This window comes from Streptomyces sp. NBC_01296 (genome assembly GCF_035984415.1).
In the GTDB taxonomy this organism is placed as follows: Bacteria; Actinomycetota; Actinomycetes; order Streptomycetales; family Streptomycetaceae; genus Streptomyces.
The window spans coordinates 3,164,606-3,182,298 of the sequence record NZ_CP130720.1 but is presented as its reverse complement, the minus strand read 5'-3'; the positions used below and the strand labels follow the sequence as shown (position 1 = coordinate 3,182,298).

At 72.5% G+C, this 17,693-nt stretch carries 18 protein-coding genes and 1 pseudogene; 11 read left to right on the top strand and 8 right to left on the bottom strand.

All coding sequences use genetic code 11. The annotated features are described in order from the left end of the window. Positions 1 to 258 precede the first annotated feature (258 nt). The 3 genes from OG299_RS14080 to OG299_RS14070 form a co-directional block, all read right to left on the bottom strand. Positions 259 to 1,338: a HAMP domain-containing sensor histidine kinase gene (locus OG299_RS14080; protein ID WP_327361668.1), complete on the bottom strand. Its 1,080-nt coding sequence runs from the start codon at positions 1,336 to 1,338 to the stop codon at positions 259 to 261. Further along, the gene (locus OG299_RS14075) at positions 1,335 to 2,075 is read right to left on the bottom strand and encodes a response regulator transcription factor (RefSeq protein ID WP_266625543.1); all 741 of its coding nucleotides are present in this window, start codon (positions 2,073 to 2,075) and stop codon (positions 1,335 to 1,337) included. The genes OG299_RS14080 and OG299_RS14075 overlap by 4 nt, the downstream gene beginning before the upstream one ends. Positions 2,076 to 2,289: 214 nt before the next feature. Then, positions 2,290 to 4,059, bottom strand: a complete 1,770-nt coding sequence (locus OG299_RS14070; RefSeq protein WP_327361667.1) for a glycoside hydrolase family 3 protein — start codon at positions 4,057 to 4,059, stop codon at positions 2,290 to 2,292. A 138-nt stretch (positions 4,060 to 4,197) separates the two neighbouring features. Here OG299_RS14070 and OG299_RS14065 point away from each other — a divergent pair, with 138 nt between their 5' ends. Next, positions 4,198 to 4,866: a TetR/AcrR family transcriptional regulator gene (locus OG299_RS14065; RefSeq protein WP_327361666.1), complete on the top strand. Its 669-nt coding sequence runs from the start codon at positions 4,198 to 4,200 to the stop codon at positions 4,864 to 4,866. 468 nt (positions 4,867 to 5,334) lie between these two features. On the opposite strand, the gene OG299_RS14060 is transcribed toward OG299_RS14065, so the two are convergent. Then, positions 5,335 to 5,703, bottom strand: coding sequence for a hypothetical protein (locus tag OG299_RS14060; protein WP_327361665.1), 369 nt, complete (start codon positions 5,701 to 5,703; stop codon positions 5,335 to 5,337). Between the two features lie 404 nt (positions 5,704 to 6,107). Here OG299_RS14060 and OG299_RS14055 point away from each other — a divergent pair, with 404 nt between their 5' ends. From OG299_RS14055 to OG299_RS14045, 3 genes are all read left to right on the top strand, one after another. Beyond that, complete coding sequence (locus tag OG299_RS14055) at positions 6,108 to 7,388, top strand: glycosyltransferase family protein (RefSeq protein ID WP_327361664.1); 1,281 nt, start codon at positions 6,108 to 6,110, stop codon at positions 7,386 to 7,388. Between the two features lie 100 nt (positions 7,389 to 7,488). Continuing rightward, on the top strand, positions 7,489 to 8,328 hold the full coding sequence (locus OG299_RS14050) for a helix-turn-helix domain-containing protein (RefSeq protein ID WP_266625533.1): 840 nt from the start codon (positions 7,489 to 7,491) through the stop codon (positions 8,326 to 8,328). Further along, a complete protein-coding gene (locus OG299_RS14045; RefSeq protein ID WP_266625531.1) occupies positions 8,325 to 8,564 on the top strand; it encodes a DUF397 domain-containing protein in 240 nt (79 codons plus the stop codon). Before OG299_RS14050 ends, OG299_RS14045 begins: the two co-directional genes overlap by 4 nt. Here OG299_RS14045 and OG299_RS14040 read toward each other — a convergent pair. From OG299_RS14040 to OG299_RS14030, 3 genes are read right to left on the bottom strand one after another with little or no spacing between them, the layout of a single operon-like run. Beyond that, entirely contained in the window at positions 8,561 to 9,088 is a 528-nt protein-coding gene (locus OG299_RS14040) for a GNAT family N-acetyltransferase (protein WP_266625529.1), read from the bottom strand. The genes OG299_RS14045 and OG299_RS14040 overlap by 4 nt on opposite strands. 30 nt (positions 9,089 to 9,118) lie before the next feature. After that, positions 9,119 to 9,463, bottom strand: coding sequence for a hypothetical protein (locus OG299_RS14035; RefSeq protein WP_266625527.1), 345 nt, complete (start codon positions 9,461 to 9,463; stop codon positions 9,119 to 9,121). After that, on the bottom strand, positions 9,460 to 9,960 hold the full coding sequence (locus OG299_RS14030; RefSeq protein WP_266625525.1) for a DUF6232 family protein: 501 nt from the start codon (positions 9,958 to 9,960) through the stop codon (positions 9,460 to 9,462). Before OG299_RS14030 ends, OG299_RS14035 begins: the two co-directional genes overlap by 4 nt. Before the next feature lie 151 nt (positions 9,961 to 10,111). On the opposite strand from OG299_RS14030, the pseudogene OG299_RS14025 reads away from it, so the two are divergent. From OG299_RS14025 to OG299_RS13995, 7 genes and pseudogenes are all read left to right on the top strand, one after another. Then, positions 10,112 to 10,969: pseudogene (locus OG299_RS14025) on the top strand (sulfurtransferase); the annotation flags it as partial. Positions 10,970 to 11,038: 69 nt separating this feature from the next. Then, on the top strand, positions 11,039 to 11,506 hold the full coding sequence (locus OG299_RS14020) for a DinB family protein (RefSeq protein WP_266633222.1): 468 nt from the start codon (positions 11,039 to 11,041) through the stop codon (positions 11,504 to 11,506). Positions 11,507 to 11,595: 89 nt separating this feature from the next. Further along, on the top strand, positions 11,596 to 12,345 hold the full coding sequence (locus OG299_RS14015; protein WP_327361663.1) for a DUF4097 family beta strand repeat-containing protein: 750 nt from the start codon (positions 11,596 to 11,598) through the stop codon (positions 12,343 to 12,345). A 147-nt stretch (positions 12,346 to 12,492) separates the two neighbouring features. Next, complete coding sequence (locus OG299_RS14010) at positions 12,493 to 12,756, top strand: hypothetical protein (protein ID WP_327361662.1); 264 nt, start codon at positions 12,493 to 12,495, stop codon at positions 12,754 to 12,756. 95 nt (positions 12,757 to 12,851) lie between these two features. After that, positions 12,852 to 13,589: a VOC family protein gene (locus tag OG299_RS14005; protein ID WP_266625517.1), complete on the top strand. Its 738-nt coding sequence runs from the start codon at positions 12,852 to 12,854 to the stop codon at positions 13,587 to 13,589. A 129-nt stretch (positions 13,590 to 13,718) separates the two neighbouring features. Beyond that, the gene (gene lon, locus OG299_RS14000) at positions 13,719 to 16,115 is read left to right on the top strand and encodes an endopeptidase La (protein WP_266625515.1); all 2,397 of its coding nucleotides are present in this window, start codon (positions 13,719 to 13,721) and stop codon (positions 16,113 to 16,115) included. A 103-nt stretch (positions 16,116 to 16,218) separates the two neighbouring features. After that, positions 16,219 to 16,671: a MarR family winged helix-turn-helix transcriptional regulator gene (locus OG299_RS13995; RefSeq protein WP_030303537.1), complete on the top strand. Its 453-nt coding sequence runs from the start codon at positions 16,219 to 16,221 to the stop codon at positions 16,669 to 16,671. A gap of 60 nt (positions 16,672 to 16,731) precedes the next feature. On the opposite strand, the gene OG299_RS13990 is transcribed toward OG299_RS13995, so the two are convergent. Further along, positions 16,732 to 17,505, bottom strand: a complete 774-nt coding sequence (locus OG299_RS13990; RefSeq protein WP_327361661.1) for a protein phosphatase 2C domain-containing protein — start codon at positions 17,503 to 17,505, stop codon at positions 16,732 to 16,734. Positions 17,506 to 17,693 lie beyond the last annotated feature (188 nt).

The window sequence follows — 17,693 nt, the reverse complement described above, 5'->3', positions numbered from 1 at the left end:
GCGGCAACCGCCCTCTTCCGCTTCACAAGGTATGGACAGCGGGAATAAAGGCTACGCCTCCCTGACCGCTGGATGCAGACCGGGCGGGACTTACGTCATGTAGGTCACACCGAACGGCGGGTTTCGCCGCTCTGAATGGCGGGAAACCAGCCTGGTTCGGGTAGGGGGCAGCGTGGTTGCGGCCCCCATGGCTTCGCACCCCTGACGGACCCCGGGCACGTGTGGCCGAGATCATGTCCTACCCACTCGAACCCTACGTCAATGTGACGCCGGGGAGCTGCCCGGAAGCGTGACGAGGATCCGGCAGCCGCGTGACGATTCGGCCACTCCGATATGCCCTCCGTGCAGGCCGACGGCCCAGCGGGCGATGGCCAGGCCCAGTCCGGTACCGCCGTCGCCGCCGTTCGCGCTGCCCCGGTTGAACCGCTCGAAGACCCGGTGCCGCTCCGCCTCCGGGATGCCGGGGCCTTCGTCCCGTACCTCCAGCGCGAGACTGCCGGGCGCTTCCGCGGCCCGGGCACGGACGGTGACCCTGCCGTGCGGCGGGCTGTGCTTGACCGCGTTGTCGATCAGGTTCGCCACCACCTGGTGCAGCCGCTCGGCGTCCGCGTACGCCGTGAGCTCGGGCGGGAACACGTCCAGGTGCAGGTGCACGTCGTTGCGGGTGTGCCCGCCGGAGCCGGAGAGCAGGCCCGGCCGGCCGGCGGCCGCGAGGCCCGATTCCTTCAGGACCCCCGACAGGTACGGCCACACCTCGAAGCGGCGGGCCTTCAGCGGGACCACCCCGTTGTCCACCCGGGACAGGTCCAGCAGGGTCTCCACGAGCCGGCCGAGGCGCTCGGTCTGCTTCAGCATCGTCCGCACGGTCTCCGGATCGGCCTCGGAGACCCCGTCCACCACGTTCTCCAGCACCGCCCGCAGCGCCGCGATCGGCGTGCGCAGCTCGTGCGAGACGTTGGCGACCAGCTCCTTGCGGTGCTGGTCCACCGCCTCCAGGTCGTCCGCCATCAGGTTGATCGTGGAGGCCAGGTCGCCCAGCTCGTCGCGGCGCCCGGCCCCGCGCACCCGGCGCGTGTAGTCCCCGTGGGATATCGCCCGGGCCACCCGGGTCATGTCGTCCAGCGGCGCCGTCAGGCTGTGCGCCACGAACTGGGTGATCAGCATCGAGGCGATCACCGAGAACACCGTGATGAACCGCAGCTCGGTGTCCGTGCGCAGGGCCACCATCAGCAGGCCCGTCGTGATGAAGACCGAGACCACGACGAGCGTGCCCAGCTTCGTCTTGATCGAGAACGGGGAGAACGGCCTCAGCCCTCCCGGCGGGCGCCCCCCGCTCATGTCTGGGCCGGGGTCTCCAGGGCGTACCCGACGCCGTGGACCGTACGGATCCGCTCCGCCCCGATCTTGCGGCGCAGGGCCTTGATGTGGCTGTCGACCGTACGGGTCCCGGACGCGTCGGCCCAGTCCCACACCTCGGCGAGCAGCTGCTCCCGGGAGAGCACCGCCCGCGGGGTGCCGGCCAGGCACACCAGCAGGTCGAACTCGGTCGGCGTCAGGTGTACGTCCTCGGCCTGCACCCGGACCCGGCGCTGTGCGTGGTCGATCTCCAGATCGCCCAGCCGCAGCGTGGCCCCGCGCGGGGCGGTGGCGGCCAGGGTGGCCCGCTCCACGCGCCGCAGCAGGACGTGGACCCGCGCCGCGAGTTCGCGCATCGAGAACGGCTTCGTCATGTAGTCGTCCGCGCCGACCCCGAGCCCGACCAGCATGTCGGTCTCGTCGTCGCGCGCCGTGAGCATCAGCACCGGCACCGGCCGCTGCGCCTGGACCCGGCGGCAGACCTCGAGGCCGTCGAAGCCGGGCAGCATCACGTCGAGGACCAGCAGCTCGGGCTGCCAGCTCTCGGCCGCGGCGACGGCGGCCGGACCGTCGAAGGCGGCCTGCACCTGGAAGCCCTCGGCGCGCAGCCGGGCTGCGATGGCGTCGGCGATCGTGCGGTCGTCCTCGACCACGAGCACGCGCCGTTGAGCGCCGGGGGTGGCCGCGGCGCCGCTGTGGGTGGTGTGTGTCTGTTCCATTTCCCGCCCCTGAAGATCCGCGTAGTAGGGGTGCAGCGTAGAGGAGCCACCGGCCTGCGGCTATGCGGGGTTCAGACAGGGAAAACAGCGGAAGCAGCGGTTCCGATTATGGCGGGAATGGGGATATGGGCGGTGATGCCGGGTGGCCGTCCCCCCACGGCACGGCCACCCGGTGCGCGGTGATCGTCGGCCACCGCGCGCTTTTGTCGACCCCCTACAGGGCCAGCCCGTGTCCGTGCTCGAACACGGGGTCGATGGTGTCGTTCGGCACATCGGGCCGCGAGGCCTCAACCGCTGCCATCGACCGGGGCAGCTCGAAGGGGAGCCGCCCCTCGGGCACGGCCCGGCCGAACGCCACGTCCAGCAGCGCGGCGTCCTCGGCGCCGTAGTCCGCGATCAGCGCCGCCGCCCGCTCGGCGATCTCCGGGATGACCGCCGCCCGCTCCAGGTTGATGCAGACCAGCGTCGGTACGGCGGCCAGGAGCGCCAGGATCCGCGACAGCTCCGGCTCCGCGAAGGCCAGCGAGCCCGAGTGGAAGTACGACTCGAAGACGTTCTCCCGCGGCTCGTACGGGGTGCGCAGCCGCAGTACGGCCAGATCCGCCGCCCCCGGGTCGGACACCACCTCGCCGTACCCTGCCGCGACGGTCTCGTCCACGCCCTGCACGTACAGCTTCGGGCGCTCGGACACCGGCAGTAGCCCGCCGCGGTTCGTCAGCACCGTCAGCGAGCGGCGCTGGGCCGCCGCCCCCGCAGCCGCGAAATCGGCCCGGCCCACCGTCTCCGCCGCCGCGTCCGGGTCCACGTACGGGTTCTCGAACAGGCCCAGCACGAACTTCTCCCGCAGCAGCCGGGCCACCGACGCGTCGATCCGGGACTGCGCGATCCGGCCCGAGCGGACCAGGTCCACGATCACCTCCGGGCACTGCTCCCCGCCGAACTGGTCGGCCCCGGCGTCCAGCGCACGGGCCGCCCGCTCGGCGACCGTCAGGTGCTCCAGGCCCCAGGCCCGCGCCGGGTGGACCTCGCCGAAGATCGAGGCGTCGTTGAGCAGTCCCCAGTCGGTGCAGACGATTCCCTCGAAGCCCAGCTCCTCTCGGAGCAGGCCCGTGACCACGCCCTTGTTGAAGCCGAAGCCGACCTCCTCCCAGTCCGTGCCGATCGGCTGGCCGTAGTACGGCATCATCTGCGCGCAGCCGGCCGCGACGGCCGCCCGGAACGGCTCCAGGTGGTGCTCGCGCATCCCGCCCGGGTAGACCTGCTCCTTGCCGTGCGCGAAGTGGGGGTCCTCGCCGTCCTTCTGCGGGCCGCCGCCCGGGAAGTGCTTGACCATCGCCGAGACGGACCGGGGCCCGAGCTCCGGGCCCTGGAGCCCGCGGACGTACGCCTGCACCAGCTCGCCCGTCAGCCGCGCGTCCGAGCCGAACGTGCCCGTCTGGCGGGCCCAGCGCGGCTCGCTCGCCAGGTCGATCTGCGGGTGCAGGGCGACCCGGAAGCCGACGGCCAGGTACTCGCGGCGGACGGTGTCGGCGAAGCGGAAGACCAGCTCCGGGTCGCCGATCGCGGCCAGGCCCAGCGCCTCCGGCCAGGCGGAGAACGCGCCGGCGTCGAAGGAGGCGCCGACGTTGTCGGTGAAGGCGTGCCGCGGGTCGGTCGAGAGGGTGACCGGGATGCCGAGCCGGGTGGCCGCGGCCATCTCCTGCACCGTGTTCTGCCACTGCGCCATCTCGCGGGCGCCGTACGTGCCGAGCAGGTTGAAGTGGCTGACGAAGCGGTCCCCGATCAGCTCGGGCGTGGTGAACGGGAGCATCGAGCCGTCGGTCTCGGTGACCGGGGTGCCGTCCGGATTCATCATCAGCATCGAGTGGAAGAGCTGGCCAGCCTTCTCCTGCGGCGTCATCCGGGAGAGCAGGTCCGCCACGCGCAGGTCCACCGGGAGCGAGGCGTCCTTGTACGGGGGGATGGCGTCGGGCGTGGCGTTCATCGGCGTACGGCTCCTGGGTGCGGTCCGGCGGAGGGTGCTCACCGTAAGCGCGAAAACCTTGTACCCACTAGGTTTTGGAAAAGTGACCTGAATCACGCCTTCCGGGGCCGGGGAAAGGCAGCACCTAGGGTGGGCCGCATGGCACAGGACAAGGAGCGCACCGCCCCGAAGGCCACCGGCCGCGGGACCTACGCCGTGGGCGACGCCCGCCGCGCGAAGATCCTCGACACCGCGGTGGAGCACTTCGCGCAGTGGGGCTTCCACGCCTCCTCGCTCGCCCGCATCGCCAACGACTGCGGGATCACCCAGGGCGGGCTGCTGCACCACTTCCGCAGCAAGGAGGACCTGCTCCTGTCCGTGCTGGCGCAGAGCGAGCAGCATGACGTGGAGCGCCTGTTCAGCGGCCCGGAGGAGTCCGTCGCCGCGTACTACGCCACCGTCGTCGCCCTGGCCGCGGACAACGCCCGCCGGCCCGGCCTCGTACGGATGTACAACACGCTGGTCGGTGAGTCCGGCAACGCCGGCCACCCCGCGCACGAGTACTTCACGCAGCGCTACGCCCGGGTGCTCGCCCACAACGTCCGGCTGCTGGAGGCGGGCGTCGCCCGCGGCGAGCTCCGGCCCGGCACCGACTGCGAGGCCGTCGCCCGCGAGACCCTCGCCGTCATGGACGGCCTGCAGATCCAGTGGGTGCTGGCCCCCGAAGCCGTGGACATGCCGGCCCGGCTGCACGGGTACCTCGACCGGCAGCTGCGCGGGATCTCGGCGTCGGGAACGGGCCTGCCGGCCGCCGCCCCCTCGGGCTGAGCCTGCTGCTCGGTCAGCGGAAGTGATGGTGCGCTCGGGTGCCGGGCGGCACCTGCGGTCCGGGCGGCACCTGCGGTCCGGGCGGCACCTGCGGTCCGGGCGGCACCTGCGGTGCCGGCGGGTCATCGGGGATCGGCCGGAGCGGAGGACAACCCTCGCGGTGTCCCTTGCGGCAGTCCTGCCGATGCGGGTCGTGACCGGCGGGGCGGGAGAGATCCGGAGCAGCGGCCACCGCGGCCGCGGCCGGAGGCGGTGAGGCCTGGGCGGTGAACACCCCCACGGCGAGAACCTGGGACAACGCGAGCCCGGCCAGGACGGGGGCCGTGCGCGCAACCACATGCCAACGTCTGCGATACATGGCCGCGACCTTCCTCGCGGGGCGTCCCGGCGGACCTCTGGTGCCGTGGTCGCTCTTCCTTCAGTCAACGGCGGGGCCCGGCCAAAGTCAAAGCGCTCCGCCGGGCCGGATCACCCCGCCTCGAACGGGGGCAGCGCGTCCAGCACGCCCTGCAGGCCCGGCGTCAGCGACCCCTGATCGGCGGCCACCTCGTAGCCGCCGTGCACGAAGGCGTAGGCGAAGCCGTCGAAGATCGTCGCCCCGCCCTTCGGGATCCGCGGCAGGTGCGCGAAGTCCGCCTGCCGGAGCGCGGCGCGCAGCTTCTCGACCCGGTCCGCGGGCAGCTTCCCGGTGCCGACCGGGCGCGCCTGCCCGTCCAGCCGGGTCCACGAGCCGTCGCCCTTGACCAGCAGCGTGCTCGTCCTCCCGGCGAGCCCGCCGGTCCGCGTGACCGTGACCAGGCGCTCCAGCGCCGAGGAGGGCCCCGGGGACACGGGCACGGACGAGGCCGTCGGCGCACTCGTAGGCTGCTGCCCCGGCGGCTCGGCGGTCGCGCTCGAACCGGGCCCGGGAGACGGCTGCGCCGCAGCGGACGCAGTATTGCTGCCGGTCCTGCCGCCGGACGAGGGACTCGCGGTCGCTTTGTCCTGCGACCCGCCCCCCGAACCGCACCCGCTCAGGACCACCGCAGTCAGCACCGCCGCCACCGCTCGTAACGCGCGCACACCCCACCTCCGCAGGTTCTCGGACCGACCCCCGAGTATGGAGGCGGCACCCCCCGCCCGGAAAGCACCAGGAGGACGACATCCGCCGCATCGCCGCCTGGCGCTGGCTGCCGCCGCTGCTCGCCCTCCTCCTCGGCCTCTGGGGCCTGGAGCGCGGCGGCGCGGGCGGCCGCGGCAGCATGTGGCGCGACGAGTCCGTCACCTGGCAGGTCGCGCACCGGCCGCTCGGCGGGATCGGGGAACTGCTCGGGCAGGTCGACGCCGTGCACGGGCTCTACTACCTGCTGATGCACGCGGTCTTCCGGATCTGGGACGGCGGCGGGCCGCAGACCGGCGGCCTGTGGGCGCTGCGCCTGCCCGCCGTCGCCGCCACCGCCCTCGCGGCCGCCGGGGTGGCGGCCGTCGCCCACCGGCTCGCGGGGGAGCGGGCCGCACTGTGCTCCGGCGTGGCCTACGCCGTACTGCCGCCCGTCCAGATGTACGCCCAGGAGGGCCGCTCCTACGCCCTCGTCGCCGCGGCCGTGGTGTGGGCGACGTACCTGATGCTGCGCGAGCGGTGGGTCGCGTACGCCGTGGTCCTGCTGCTCGGCTGCTGGCTGCACGAGTTCGCCGTACTGGCCCTGCTCGCGCACGGGGTCACCGCCTGGCGCTCGCGCGGCTGGCGGTGGAGCGCCGCGGCGGTGGCGGCCCTGCTGCTGCCCCTGGCCGTGGTGAGCGCCCGCCAGGCGGAGCAGCAGCTGGGCTGGCTCGGGCGGCCGAGCTGGCAGGACTGGGCGGCGTACGGGGTGGTCGCGGTCGCGGTGCTGCTGCTCGCGCGCGGCCCCTCGGTCCCGCGTGAGCTCGCATGGGTGGCGGCGCCGCTGGCCCTGCTGCCGCCCGGGCTGCTGATGGCGGTCTCCCTCGTCCACCCCTGGTACGTGGACCGGTACGTGCTCTACGCGCTGGCGGGGCTCGCCCTGCTCGCGGGGACCCGGCTGGCGGCGGCGCGCGGGTGGTGGCCGTGGCTGCTGGTGGCCGCCCTGCTGGTGCCGTTCGGGTGGTGGTCGGTGTGGCTGCGGACCCCGGAGAGCCGCAAGGACGACGTGCTCGCGGTGGCCGCCGCGGTCCGGGAACGGGCCCGGCCGGGGGACGCGGTGCTGTTCATGCCGTCGCGGCGGCGCGAGTGGCTGCTGTCCTCGCCGGAGCTGTACGGGAGCCTGCGCGACCTGGCCCTGGCCCGCACCCCGGCGGCTTCGCACAGCCTCCAGGGCACGGAGCTGCCGACCGCGGAGATCTGGACCCGCCTGGTGGACGCCCCCCGGGTGGTGGCCCTGCTGGACCCTGCGGGCCAGCCGCTGGACCCGTACCCCCGCGAGGCGGTCAAACGCCAGACGCTCGCCTCGCACTTCGACCTCTGCTCGGTGGACGAGGTCCGGGGCGCCCGGATCGCGGTCTACGCCCAGCCGGGGCGCTGCCCGTAGGGTGCCGCTTTTCCGTATTCGCCGAACCGCCGTGCCCGCACGGGTCTACCGTTTTTCGTGACCCTGAGCGGTGCTGCATCCGGTTGAGCGGGGAAGCTGCGTGTCGAAGACGGCGAAGAACAAGGCGACGGCCGGCGGAGCGACCCGCCTGGTCTCCCACCTGGCGCGGGCATTGAGGCAGAGGGCGGGGCTGACCCAGACCGAACTGGGGCACAGGACGGGCTACACCGGCTCGGCGATCAGCGCGATGGAGACCTGCGCACAGCCTCCGAGCGACGAGATGCTGGTCAAGCTGGAGGAGGAGATCGGGGAAGGGCTCGGTGTCTTCGAGCTGGCGAGGGAGTGCGTCCGGTTGGAGAAGTTCCCCCTGCACTTCCAGGACTTCGCTGTGCTGGAGCGGGAGGCCTTGGCGCTGTACTTGTTCGAGACCCAGGCGATCTACGGCCTGTTCCAGACGGAGGCGTACGCACGCGCGCTGATGGCGGGCGGTTTCCCGGTGCTCTCGGACCAGCGAGTCGAGGAGCTGGTTGAGGCTCGGATGGGGCGTAAAGCGGTCTTCGACCGGGACCCGGTTGCGTTCATCGAGCTCATCCTGGACGAGTCCGCGCTGCGTCGGGACATCGGCAGTGGGGCCATCATGCGCGACCAGTACCGGCATCTGGCCGAACTGGCCCAGCGTCGCAACGTCAACGTGCAGGTGCTCCCCCTCGACTGCGGACTCAGCGGTGAGCATTCAGGCATGCGCGGCGGGATGTATCTCGTCGAGACCCCTCGGCATGATCGGCTGGTCTACATGGAGATGCAGGACGAGAGCCTGACGATCAGCGATCGAGCCAAGGTAAGCACTTACTCCCAGCGGTATGCGAAGATCCGCGCACAGGCCCTTGGCCCACGTGAATCTCTGGGCTTCATCGAGAAGTTGGCAGGAGAGAAGCAATGAGCGGCGCCCCGCAGTGGTTCAAGTCCAGCTACAGCAGCGATAGCGGCAGCCAGTGCATCGAGGTGGCCCATAACTGGTACAAGTCGAGCTACAGCAACGACAGTGGCGGCGCGTGCGTCGAGGTGGCCACCTGCGCCCACGCCGTCCGTGTCCGGGACTCGAAGGACCTCGCCGTCCCACCCCTGGCCGTGGCCCCCAGGTCCTGGGCCGATTTCACCGCCTGGGCCGCGCGCTAGCCGCGCAAGTCCTGCATGTAGAACACCTTGTCGTAGCGGCGGTCCCCGACGGCGACGAAGTCGTGCAGGCGGCCGTACTCGGTGAAGCCCAGTGAGCGGTAGAGCCCCAGGGCGGGGGTGTTGTCGCCCCGGGCGTCCAGTGTGAGGACCTCGATGCCCGCGGACCGGGCGTCCTCGATCAGCGCGGCGGTCAGCGCCCGGCCGATGCCGCGCCCGTGGGCGGCGGCGTCCACCGCGAGCTTCTCCAGATCGGCGTGCGGCCGGTGCGTGGGCCGGGCGTAGCGCAGCCAGTAGCCCAGTCCGACGAGGCGGCCGCCCAGATAGGCGACACGCAGGGCCGCATCCCCGGACCGGGCCGCCGCCAGCACGTGGTCGAGCAGCTGCGCGACCTCGTCCGCGGAGGGCGGGTCGACCCAGCCGAGCGCCGCGCCGCCGGTGACCAGGTCCGCCAGGATCCTGTGGACCGGCTCCGGGTCGGGGGTCCACGCGCGGGCGTCCAGGACGGTGATCGTTTCCGGCTCCATGGCCGCACCCTAAGCGGCTGCGGCGGTCTCCTACATGCCGGACAGCGCCAGCACCCGGCGGACGGCCTCGGCCACCGGGACTCCGACCTCGCCGACCAGCTGGGCCACGCCGGAGATGCGCCCCAGCGCCCGGCGGAACGCCCCGCGCTCCACGTTGTCCTCGGTGAGGGTGTCCAGGGACTCGTCCAGGTCTGCGCGGTCGTCCTCCGGGACGCGTCCCCGCAGCACCTGGACCAGGCTGATGAGCTCCTGGAGGGCCGCCTGCGGATCCTGCGGCGCGTTGTTCTGCGTGCCGATCTTGCCGATGTTGTTCGTCCCGTAGACCCGGATGTCGTCGCCGATCCGGCCGATCCGGAAGTCCTCGTTGCCGGTCAATTGCCCACCTTCCCGACGTTGCCGCTGCCGAACACCTTGAAGTTGTCGCCGACCTGGCCGATGTAGTTGTTGACCTGCTGGTGGAAGCTGGCCTGCGGGTTGTCGATCGCCTCCATGATCACGCGGACGAGGTCGTGGACGAGCGTCAGATCGTTGGTGACGAGCGCGGTGTTCGGCGAGCCCGCGGTCTCGATCACCAGCGCGTAGTACGTCTTCTGAAGGATGGCGCCGCCCAGTTGCACCACGAGGAGGCCGAGCAGCACGAGCGCGCCGAGCACCGCCGCGTCCGAGTACCCGTTCGGGAGCACGACCAGGGCGACGACCGCCAGGATGATCACGGTCACGACGGATTTCATGAAGCGCGCGATCGCCTGTCCGCGCGGAGGGTCGACCTTGACCGTGGTCGCCCGGGCGATGTTGCTCAGCGGATACGCCTCCGCGCCGATCCAGAGGACTCTTCGGCTGACGGTGACATCGGTCACGACACTCTTGGCCATGCGGCTCCCCCCAAGCCTTGATGTAGGGCACAGGATCCTCGCCAACTCCCTTACCGGCAACCCGCTTTGCAGGGGCGCGCGGCCCTCGTAGGAGGATGTGTGCGACGGCCCGCTTCGTCTTCGGGCCCGCCGACGCACCCGGAGGTGCCGTATGACCCCGTCCCGCTCTGCCGATGCCGCTGACGCCGCCGCCCTGCCCGGACCGCTGGTCGGAGCCGACTGGCTGGCCGCCCGGCTCGGCGAGCCGGGGCTCGTCGTGTTCGACGCCTCCGTCGGCGCCCACCGCGGCGCCGACCGGCGGATCCCGGGCGCGCGGCCCTTCGACCTCGACGGCGCCCTGTCCGACCACGACGCCCCCGCCCCGCACACCATGCCCGGGGCCGCCGCGTTCGAGGAGGCGATACGCGCGCTCGGCGTGGACGACACCGACGCCGTGGTCGTCTACGACGGCGCCGGCATCTACTCCAGTGCGCGGGCCTGGTGGATGCTGCGCGCCATGGGCTTCGACCGCGCCGCCGTCCTGGACGGCGGGCTGCCGGCCTGGACCGCCGCCGGGCTGCCCGTCGAGGCGTGCGGCCCTGCGTACGAGGGCCCGCGCGGCTCCTTCACGGCCCGGCCGCGGACGGGGCTGCTGGTGGACGCCGATGCGGTCGGGGCGGCCCTCGCCGATCCGGCCGCGGTCGTACTGGACGCCCGTACGCGCGAACGCTTCACCGCCGCCGCCCCGGAACCGCGGGAGGGGCTGCGCGGGGGCCACATGCCGGGCGCGGTGAACCTGCCGTTCGGGGACCTCCAGCGCGGCGGCCTGATGCGGCCCGCCGGGGAACTCCGCGAGGCCTTCGCCGCATTGACCGGTGACCGGGAGCAGCTGTACTTCAGCTGCGGCTCGGGAGTGACGGCGTGCGTCCTGGCCCTGGGCGCCACGCTGGCCGGCTACTCCTCCCTGGCGGTGTACGACGGCTCGTGGACGGACTGGGCCATGCGCCCGGAGCGGCCCGCGGTCACGGGCCGCCGGGGGCAGTTCTTCGGAGCGTCCGAGGACCGGTTCTCGGGGCCCACGACGGGCGACGAGCGGGCCATGCTCGCCGACGTCCTGGGAGCGCAGCGCGCGACGCTGGAGCTGAAGTGCGCCGGCCTGGAGGCGGGGGCCCTGTCCCTGCGGTCCGTGGAGCCGTCCACGCTCTCGCTGCTCGGCCTGGTCCGGCACCTCGCGGACATGGAGCGGCGCTGGTTCCGCCAGGTCCTGGCGGGGCAGGAGGTGCCGGCCCTGTTCTCGTCGCAGGCCGATCCGGACGGCGACTTCGACGGTGCGGTGTCCGGCCCGGAGGCCGTCGCGGCGGCGTGGGAGGCCTGGCGGGAGGAGGTGGCGTTCGCGGAGTCGTTCACGGCCGCCGCGCCCGACCTGGACGTGGAGGCGGAGGACGCGGCGTGGCGGGGGAAGGTGTCGCTGCGCTGGGTGCTGATCCACATGATCGAGGAGTACGCCCGCCACAACGGCCATGCGGACCTGCTGCGCGAGCGGATCGACGGAGCGATCGGCATCTGAGGAGGGGGCCGGGGGTGGTGCTACCACCACCCCGGATTCGGGTGCGGACACCCTCTGCAGGGGGATCACGCCTCGGCACACTGGTGTGCATGCCTTCCCCCAACACGTCATCTCGGTTCGCCCACCAGGCGGTTGTCGCTCTCGCCGCCGGACTGCTGCTCTCCGGATGCTCCCTCGACGACACGGAGCAGAAGACGGAGACCGCCGATACGACGGTCGCCGAGGCCGTCACGGCGGTCGAGGTGAAGGACGCGCGGAGCGGCTCCATCGAGGTGACCCCCGGCACCGGCCCGGGGGTCACGGTCCACCGGACCGTCCACTACCGCGGGGACACGGCGCCGAAGCCGGGCCAGCAGGTGTCGGGAGGCGTCCTCACGTTCACGGACGGCTGCTCCGACACCTGCTTCATCGACTACCGCCTGGAGGTCCCCGCCTCGGCCGCGGTCACGCTGGAGAGCAGCAGCGGCAACGTCACGGTGGCCGGTGTGGCGGCGGCCGACCTCGCTTCTTCCTCCGGCGACGTGAAGGTCGAGGGCATCGCCGGTCCGTTGAAGGTCCGTACGTCGTCGGGTTCGGTCACCGCCACCGGCCTGGCCGGCCCGACGGCGGAGATCCACGCCTCCTCGGGCGACGCCCGCCTGACCTTCGCGAAGCCCCCGACGTCGGTGACGGCGAAGACCAGCTCGGGCGACGTCTCGCTGACGGTCCCGCAGGCCCCGTACGAGATCACGACCGCCACCGCGTCAGGCAAGCAGGAGACCCTCCCCACCACCCCGAAGGCCCCGTCCCACCTCTCGATCCAGACCTCCTCGGGCGACATCCGCATCGCGGGGGCATAGGACCGGTCAAGTGCCGGGGGCGGCACAGAGAGTGCGAGCGGGAGCGCACGCACCGGCCTGCGTGCGCTCCGCAGTGCTTCACCCCATGTGCCAGTTTTCGGCCAACCCCCGATCGCCGCCGCGTCCTCGGTGCCAGCATCGGCCGCCATGACGCCGTATGCGGGTACTGCCCCGTTCACGCCGGAGCACTGGCGGGACGAGGTCCTCCTCAACCGCAGGGCCTCGACGTGCGCGTGGACGACGCTCCTGCTCAGCGGACTCCTCGCGGTGGCCGGCGGGATCGCCGTCGGCATCCCGTACGAGCTCTGGCTCGACATGCCGCACTGGCTGGTCTACGCCCTGGGAGAAGCCGGCCTGCTGATCCCCGGAGCCGTGATCGTCACGGCAGTCCGCTCCCTCCCCCGTGCCTGACCGACGCCGGCCGGTCGCGCATGCCTCCCCTCGCGCAGCGACCGGAGTGAGCTGTCGGCTTCGCGACGTCGGCTGGGGTTTCTAAGATCTGCGGTATGACAACACGACTCGTGCAGATCAACATGAAGGCCCAGGACGACTCCGCGCTCGGCCGGTTCTGGGCGGAGGCGCTCGGTTGGGGTGTCGACAGCGAGGGCCCCGGCGTGACCAACCTCGAACCCGTGGGCTTCGCCTACCCCGATCCCGTGGCCGTCTGCATCGACATCATCGCCCGCCCGGAACCCAAAACGGTCAAGAACCGCGTGCACCTTGATCTGGCCACCACCTCGACCGCCCATCAAGCGGAGTTGGTCGCGCGCTTGAAGGATCTCGGCGCGACGCTCGCCGACGTGGGGCAGGGCGACGTCCCCTGGACGGTCATGGCCGACCCGGAAGGCAACGAGTTCTGCGTCCTGGAGCCCCGTCCGATCTACCGGGACACCGGGCCGATCGCCGCGGTGGTGGTCGACTGCACCGACCCGCGAGGGATGGCCCGGTTCTGGGGCGAGGCGATGGACTGGACGCTGCACGAGGTCACCGACGACCACGCGACCATGCGCTCCGCCAAAGGCGTCGGCCCCTACCTGGAGTTCCTCCGCACTCCCGGCACCAAGAGCGTGTGGAACCGCGTCCACCTCGACGTCTGCCCCTACCCCGGTGACGACCTGGCCGCAGAGGCAGCCCGACTGCGCGCCCTGGGCGCCACCGACCCTGATTTCGATCAGTCCGCAATCTCCTGGACGGTTCTGGCCGACCCGGAAGGCAACGAGTTCTGCCTCCTCACGCCTCGCTGACCTGGGCCACGCCGGACAGCCCCCCGACAACTCCGGGTGTTCGCCGGGGGCGAACGGGCGTTGGGGAACATCGGGAGGCGCACATGCATTGAGTCGGCATAGCTCAACTTCACTGCCGGAGGGAAGATCATGGCTTCGACGTCCGTAACGCTCACTCTGCCCGTGCTGCCGCTCGACGACGAGGTCGTGCTGCCTGGGATGGTCGTTCCGCTGGACCTGTCCGATGCCGAGGTACGGGGGGCCGTCGAGGCCGCCCAGGCGGCGGTGCGGAGCGGGAAGCCCCGGGTGCTGCTCGTACCGCGGGTCGACGGGAAGTACGCCGGCACCGGTGTGCTCGGGACCGTCGAGCAGGTGGGGCGGCTCTCCGACGGGGATCCCGGGGCGCTCATCCGCGGTGTCGGCCGCGTCCGGATCGGGGCCGGGACCACCGGGCCCGGGGCGGCGCTCTGGGTCGAGGGCGAGAGCGTCGACGAGAGACTGGCCGATCCGCTGCCCGGGTCCGTCACCGAGCTCGTCAAGGAGTACAAGGCGCTCGCCACCAGCTGGCTCAAGAAGCGCGGGGCCTGGCAGGTCGTGGACCGGGTCCAGCAGATCGAGGGGGTTTCGGCCCTCGCCGACAACTCCGGGTACTCGCCGTTCCTGACCGTCGCCCAGAAGGTCGAACTGCTCGAGACCGCCGACCCCGTGGCACGCCTCAAGCTGGCCATCTCCTGGCTCCGCGAACACCTCGCCGAGCAGGACGTCGCCGAGTCCATCGCCAAGGACGTCCAGGACGGCGTCGAGAAGCAGCAGCGCGAGTTCCTGCTGCGCCGCCAGCTGGAAGCCGTGCGCAAGGAACTGCGCGAGATCAACGGGGAGAAGGACGGCGAGGAGTCCGACGACTACCGGGCCCGCGTCGAGGGCGCCGACCTCCCCGAGAAGGTAAGGGAGGCCGCGCTCAAGGAGGTCGACAAGCTGGAGCGGTCCAGCGACCAGTCCCCGGAGGGCTCCTGGATCCGCACCTGGCTCGACACCATCCTGGAACTGCCCTGGAACGAGCGCACCGAGGACGAGTACGACATCCGCGGGGCCCGGGCCGTCCTCGACGCCGAGCACGCCGGGCTGAGCGACGTGAAGGACCGCATCACCGAGTACCTCGCGGTGCGCAAGCGGCGCGGCGAGCGCGGCATGGGCGTCATCGGCGGGCGGCGCGGCGGCGCCGTGCTGGCGCTCGTCGGGCCGCCCGGCGTCGGCAAGACCTCCCTGGGGGAGTCCGTCGCGCACGCCATGGGCCGCAAGTTCGTACGCGTCGCCCTCGGCGGCGTCCGCGACGAGGCCGAGATCCGCGGCCACCGGCGTACGTACGTCGGCGCGCTGCCCGGCCGGATCGTACGGGCCATCAAGGAAGCCGGGTCCATGAACCCGGTCGTCCTGCTCGACGAGATCGACAAGGTCGGCTCCGACTTCCGCGGAGACCCGGCGGCCGCGCTGCTGGAGGTGCTCGACCCCGCGCAGAACCACACCTTCCGGGACCACTACCTGGAGGTGGAGCTGGACCTGAGCGACGTCGTCTTCCTGGCCACCGCCAACGTCCTGGAGGCCATTCCGGAAGCGCTCGCCGACCGCATGGAGCTCGTCCGCCTCGACGGCTACACCGAGGACGAGAAGGTCGTCATCGCCCGCGACCACCTGCTGCCCCGGCAGCTCGAGCGGGCCGGTCTCGGCGCCGACGAGGTCGTCCTGGAGGAGGACGCGCTGCGCAGGCTGGCCGGCGAGTACACCCGCGAGGCCGGCGTGCGCACCCTGGAGCGGTCCATCGCGCGGCTGCTGCGCAAGGTGGCCTCCCAGCACGAGCTGGGGGAGCGGGAGTTGCCGCTGCGCATCGGCGCCGACGACCTGCGGGGGCTGATCGGGCGCCCGCACCACGTCCCGGAGTCCGCACAGGACCCCGCCGAGCGGCGCACCGCCGTCCCCGGCGTGGCCACCGGGCTCGCGGTGACCGGCGCGGGCGGCGACGTCCTGTTCGTCGAGGCCTCGCTGGCCGATCCCGAGACGGGGGCGGCCGGGCTCACCCTGACCGGGCAGCTCGGCGACGTGATGAAGGAGTCCGCGCAGATCGCGCTCAGCTTCCTGCGCTCGCACGGCGCGGAGCTCGAGCTCCCGGTCGCCGACCTGAAGGACCGGGGCGTGCACATCCACTTCCCCGCCGGCGCGGTCCCGAAGGACGGACCGAGCGCGGGCATCACGATGACGACGGCGCTGGCCTCGCTGCTGTCGGGGCGGCAGGTCCGGACCGACGTGGCCATGACCGGCGAGGTCTCGCTGACCGGGCGCGTCCTGCCCATCGGCGGGGTCAAGCAGAAGCTGCTCGCCGCGCACCGGGCGGGCCTGACCACCGTGATCATCCCGAAGCGGAACGAGGCCGACCTGGACGACGTGCCGTCCGAGGTGCTGGAGGGGCTTGACGTGCACCCGGTGACGGACGTGCGCCAGGTCCTGGAACTGGCGCTCGCCGCCGACGCGGTCCCGGTGACGGCCGCCGCCTGATCCCCGCCGGATCCGCATGCGGACGGCCCGGGACCCCGCTCCGGCGGGGCCCCGGGCCGTCGCCGTTCCCGCTGCGAAATACTGGTGCCTCAGGACACCACCGATGGGAGCGGACGTGCAGGGTAGTGAAGACCAGGAGTTCCTTGCCTTGGAGCGGGAGCTGTCCGTCTTCCTCCGGCGCGCCCGGGCCTCCTCCGGGGAGATGGCGCGTGCCCTGCACCCCGAGCTGGAGCCCGCCGCGTACGGGCTGCTCGTCCGCCTGGAGGCCGCGGGCCGCCAGCGGGCCACCGAACTCGCCGCGTACTTCGGGGTCGGCAAGGCCACCATGAGCCGGCAGCTGCGGGCGTTGGAGGTGCTGGGGCTGGTGGCCCGCGAGCCGGACCCCGCCGACGGCCGGGCCTTCCTGGTCGGCCTCACGGACGAGGGCCGCGAGCGGTTCCTGCGGGTGCGGGGGGCTCGGCGCGAGCAGTACATGCGCAAGCTGGCCGACTGGGACCGGGGGGAAGTCGCGGAACTGGCGAGACTCCTGAACCAGCTGAACCAGGGCGAGGAGTAGCCCCGCGGACCCCGCGCCTCAAACGCCGGCGGGGCCGGCTTTCCCGGCCGGCCCGGATCGCTACAGCTCCGCGTACGCCGCCGAGGCGTCGTCGTGGCGCTTGCCCCGGGTGAGGGGGCGGGACGGGTCGGATTCCAGGGTGCGGACCCGGCCGATCAGGCCCTGCGCGCCCTCCTTCCGGAGCACCTCCAGGCACTGCGCCCAGTCACCCTCCCGGAACGTGTCCGTCCACCGGCTCGCGCCGTCCGTGAGCGCCGCCAGCGCCCGCACCCCCGCGCGCGGGGTCCGGCCCGTCACCGCGCGGGCGGCCACCGCCGGGTCCGCGGCCGCCGTGAAGAAGCCGCCCTCCACATTGCGCAGCGCGTCCGCCGAGGTCCGCGTGCGCAGCAGCTCGCGCGGGATCCGGTCAAGCCGGTCGTCGAGCACCGGCGTCACCTCGCCCCCGGGCGCCTCGAGGAGCAGTACGGAATCCGAGAGCACGAGGTGCTCCACCGAGGCCTCGTCCCAGCGCACCATCACCACCGTCGCCTGCGGGGTCCGTACGTGAGAAAGGTCACAGGTGTCGCGGTGCGCGTCGGCGGTGCCGCGGATCGCCTCCGCCAGGATCCGGTCCAGCGGCATGTCCCGGCGCGATCCGGACAGTTCGGTCAATCGGCCCCCGAGCCGGGCCGCGAACCAGGGCACGCCGTGCGTACAGCCCACCTCGCCGCTCGGCGGGGTGACCCCGTCCAGGGCGACCAGGACTCCGCCGCCCGCAGCGGGCATCGCCGCCGATAGCCAGTCCTCGTTGGGGCGTTCCGGGTTGCCGGGGGCCGAGGCGAGGTCGATGCGCATACGGGCATTCTGCCCGCCCCGCAGGGACCGGGCGGTCGCGATGGACCGAAAAGTCCGTACCAATGCAGAACCGGCGGGATCGCCGCCACCAGCCCGTCGTCCGAGGCCCTCCACGGCCTCCCGGCGGGATGTGGGCGGGCATATTGCCAAAGCCCCCATCGATCTTTCAACCACCCGGCCATGACGGC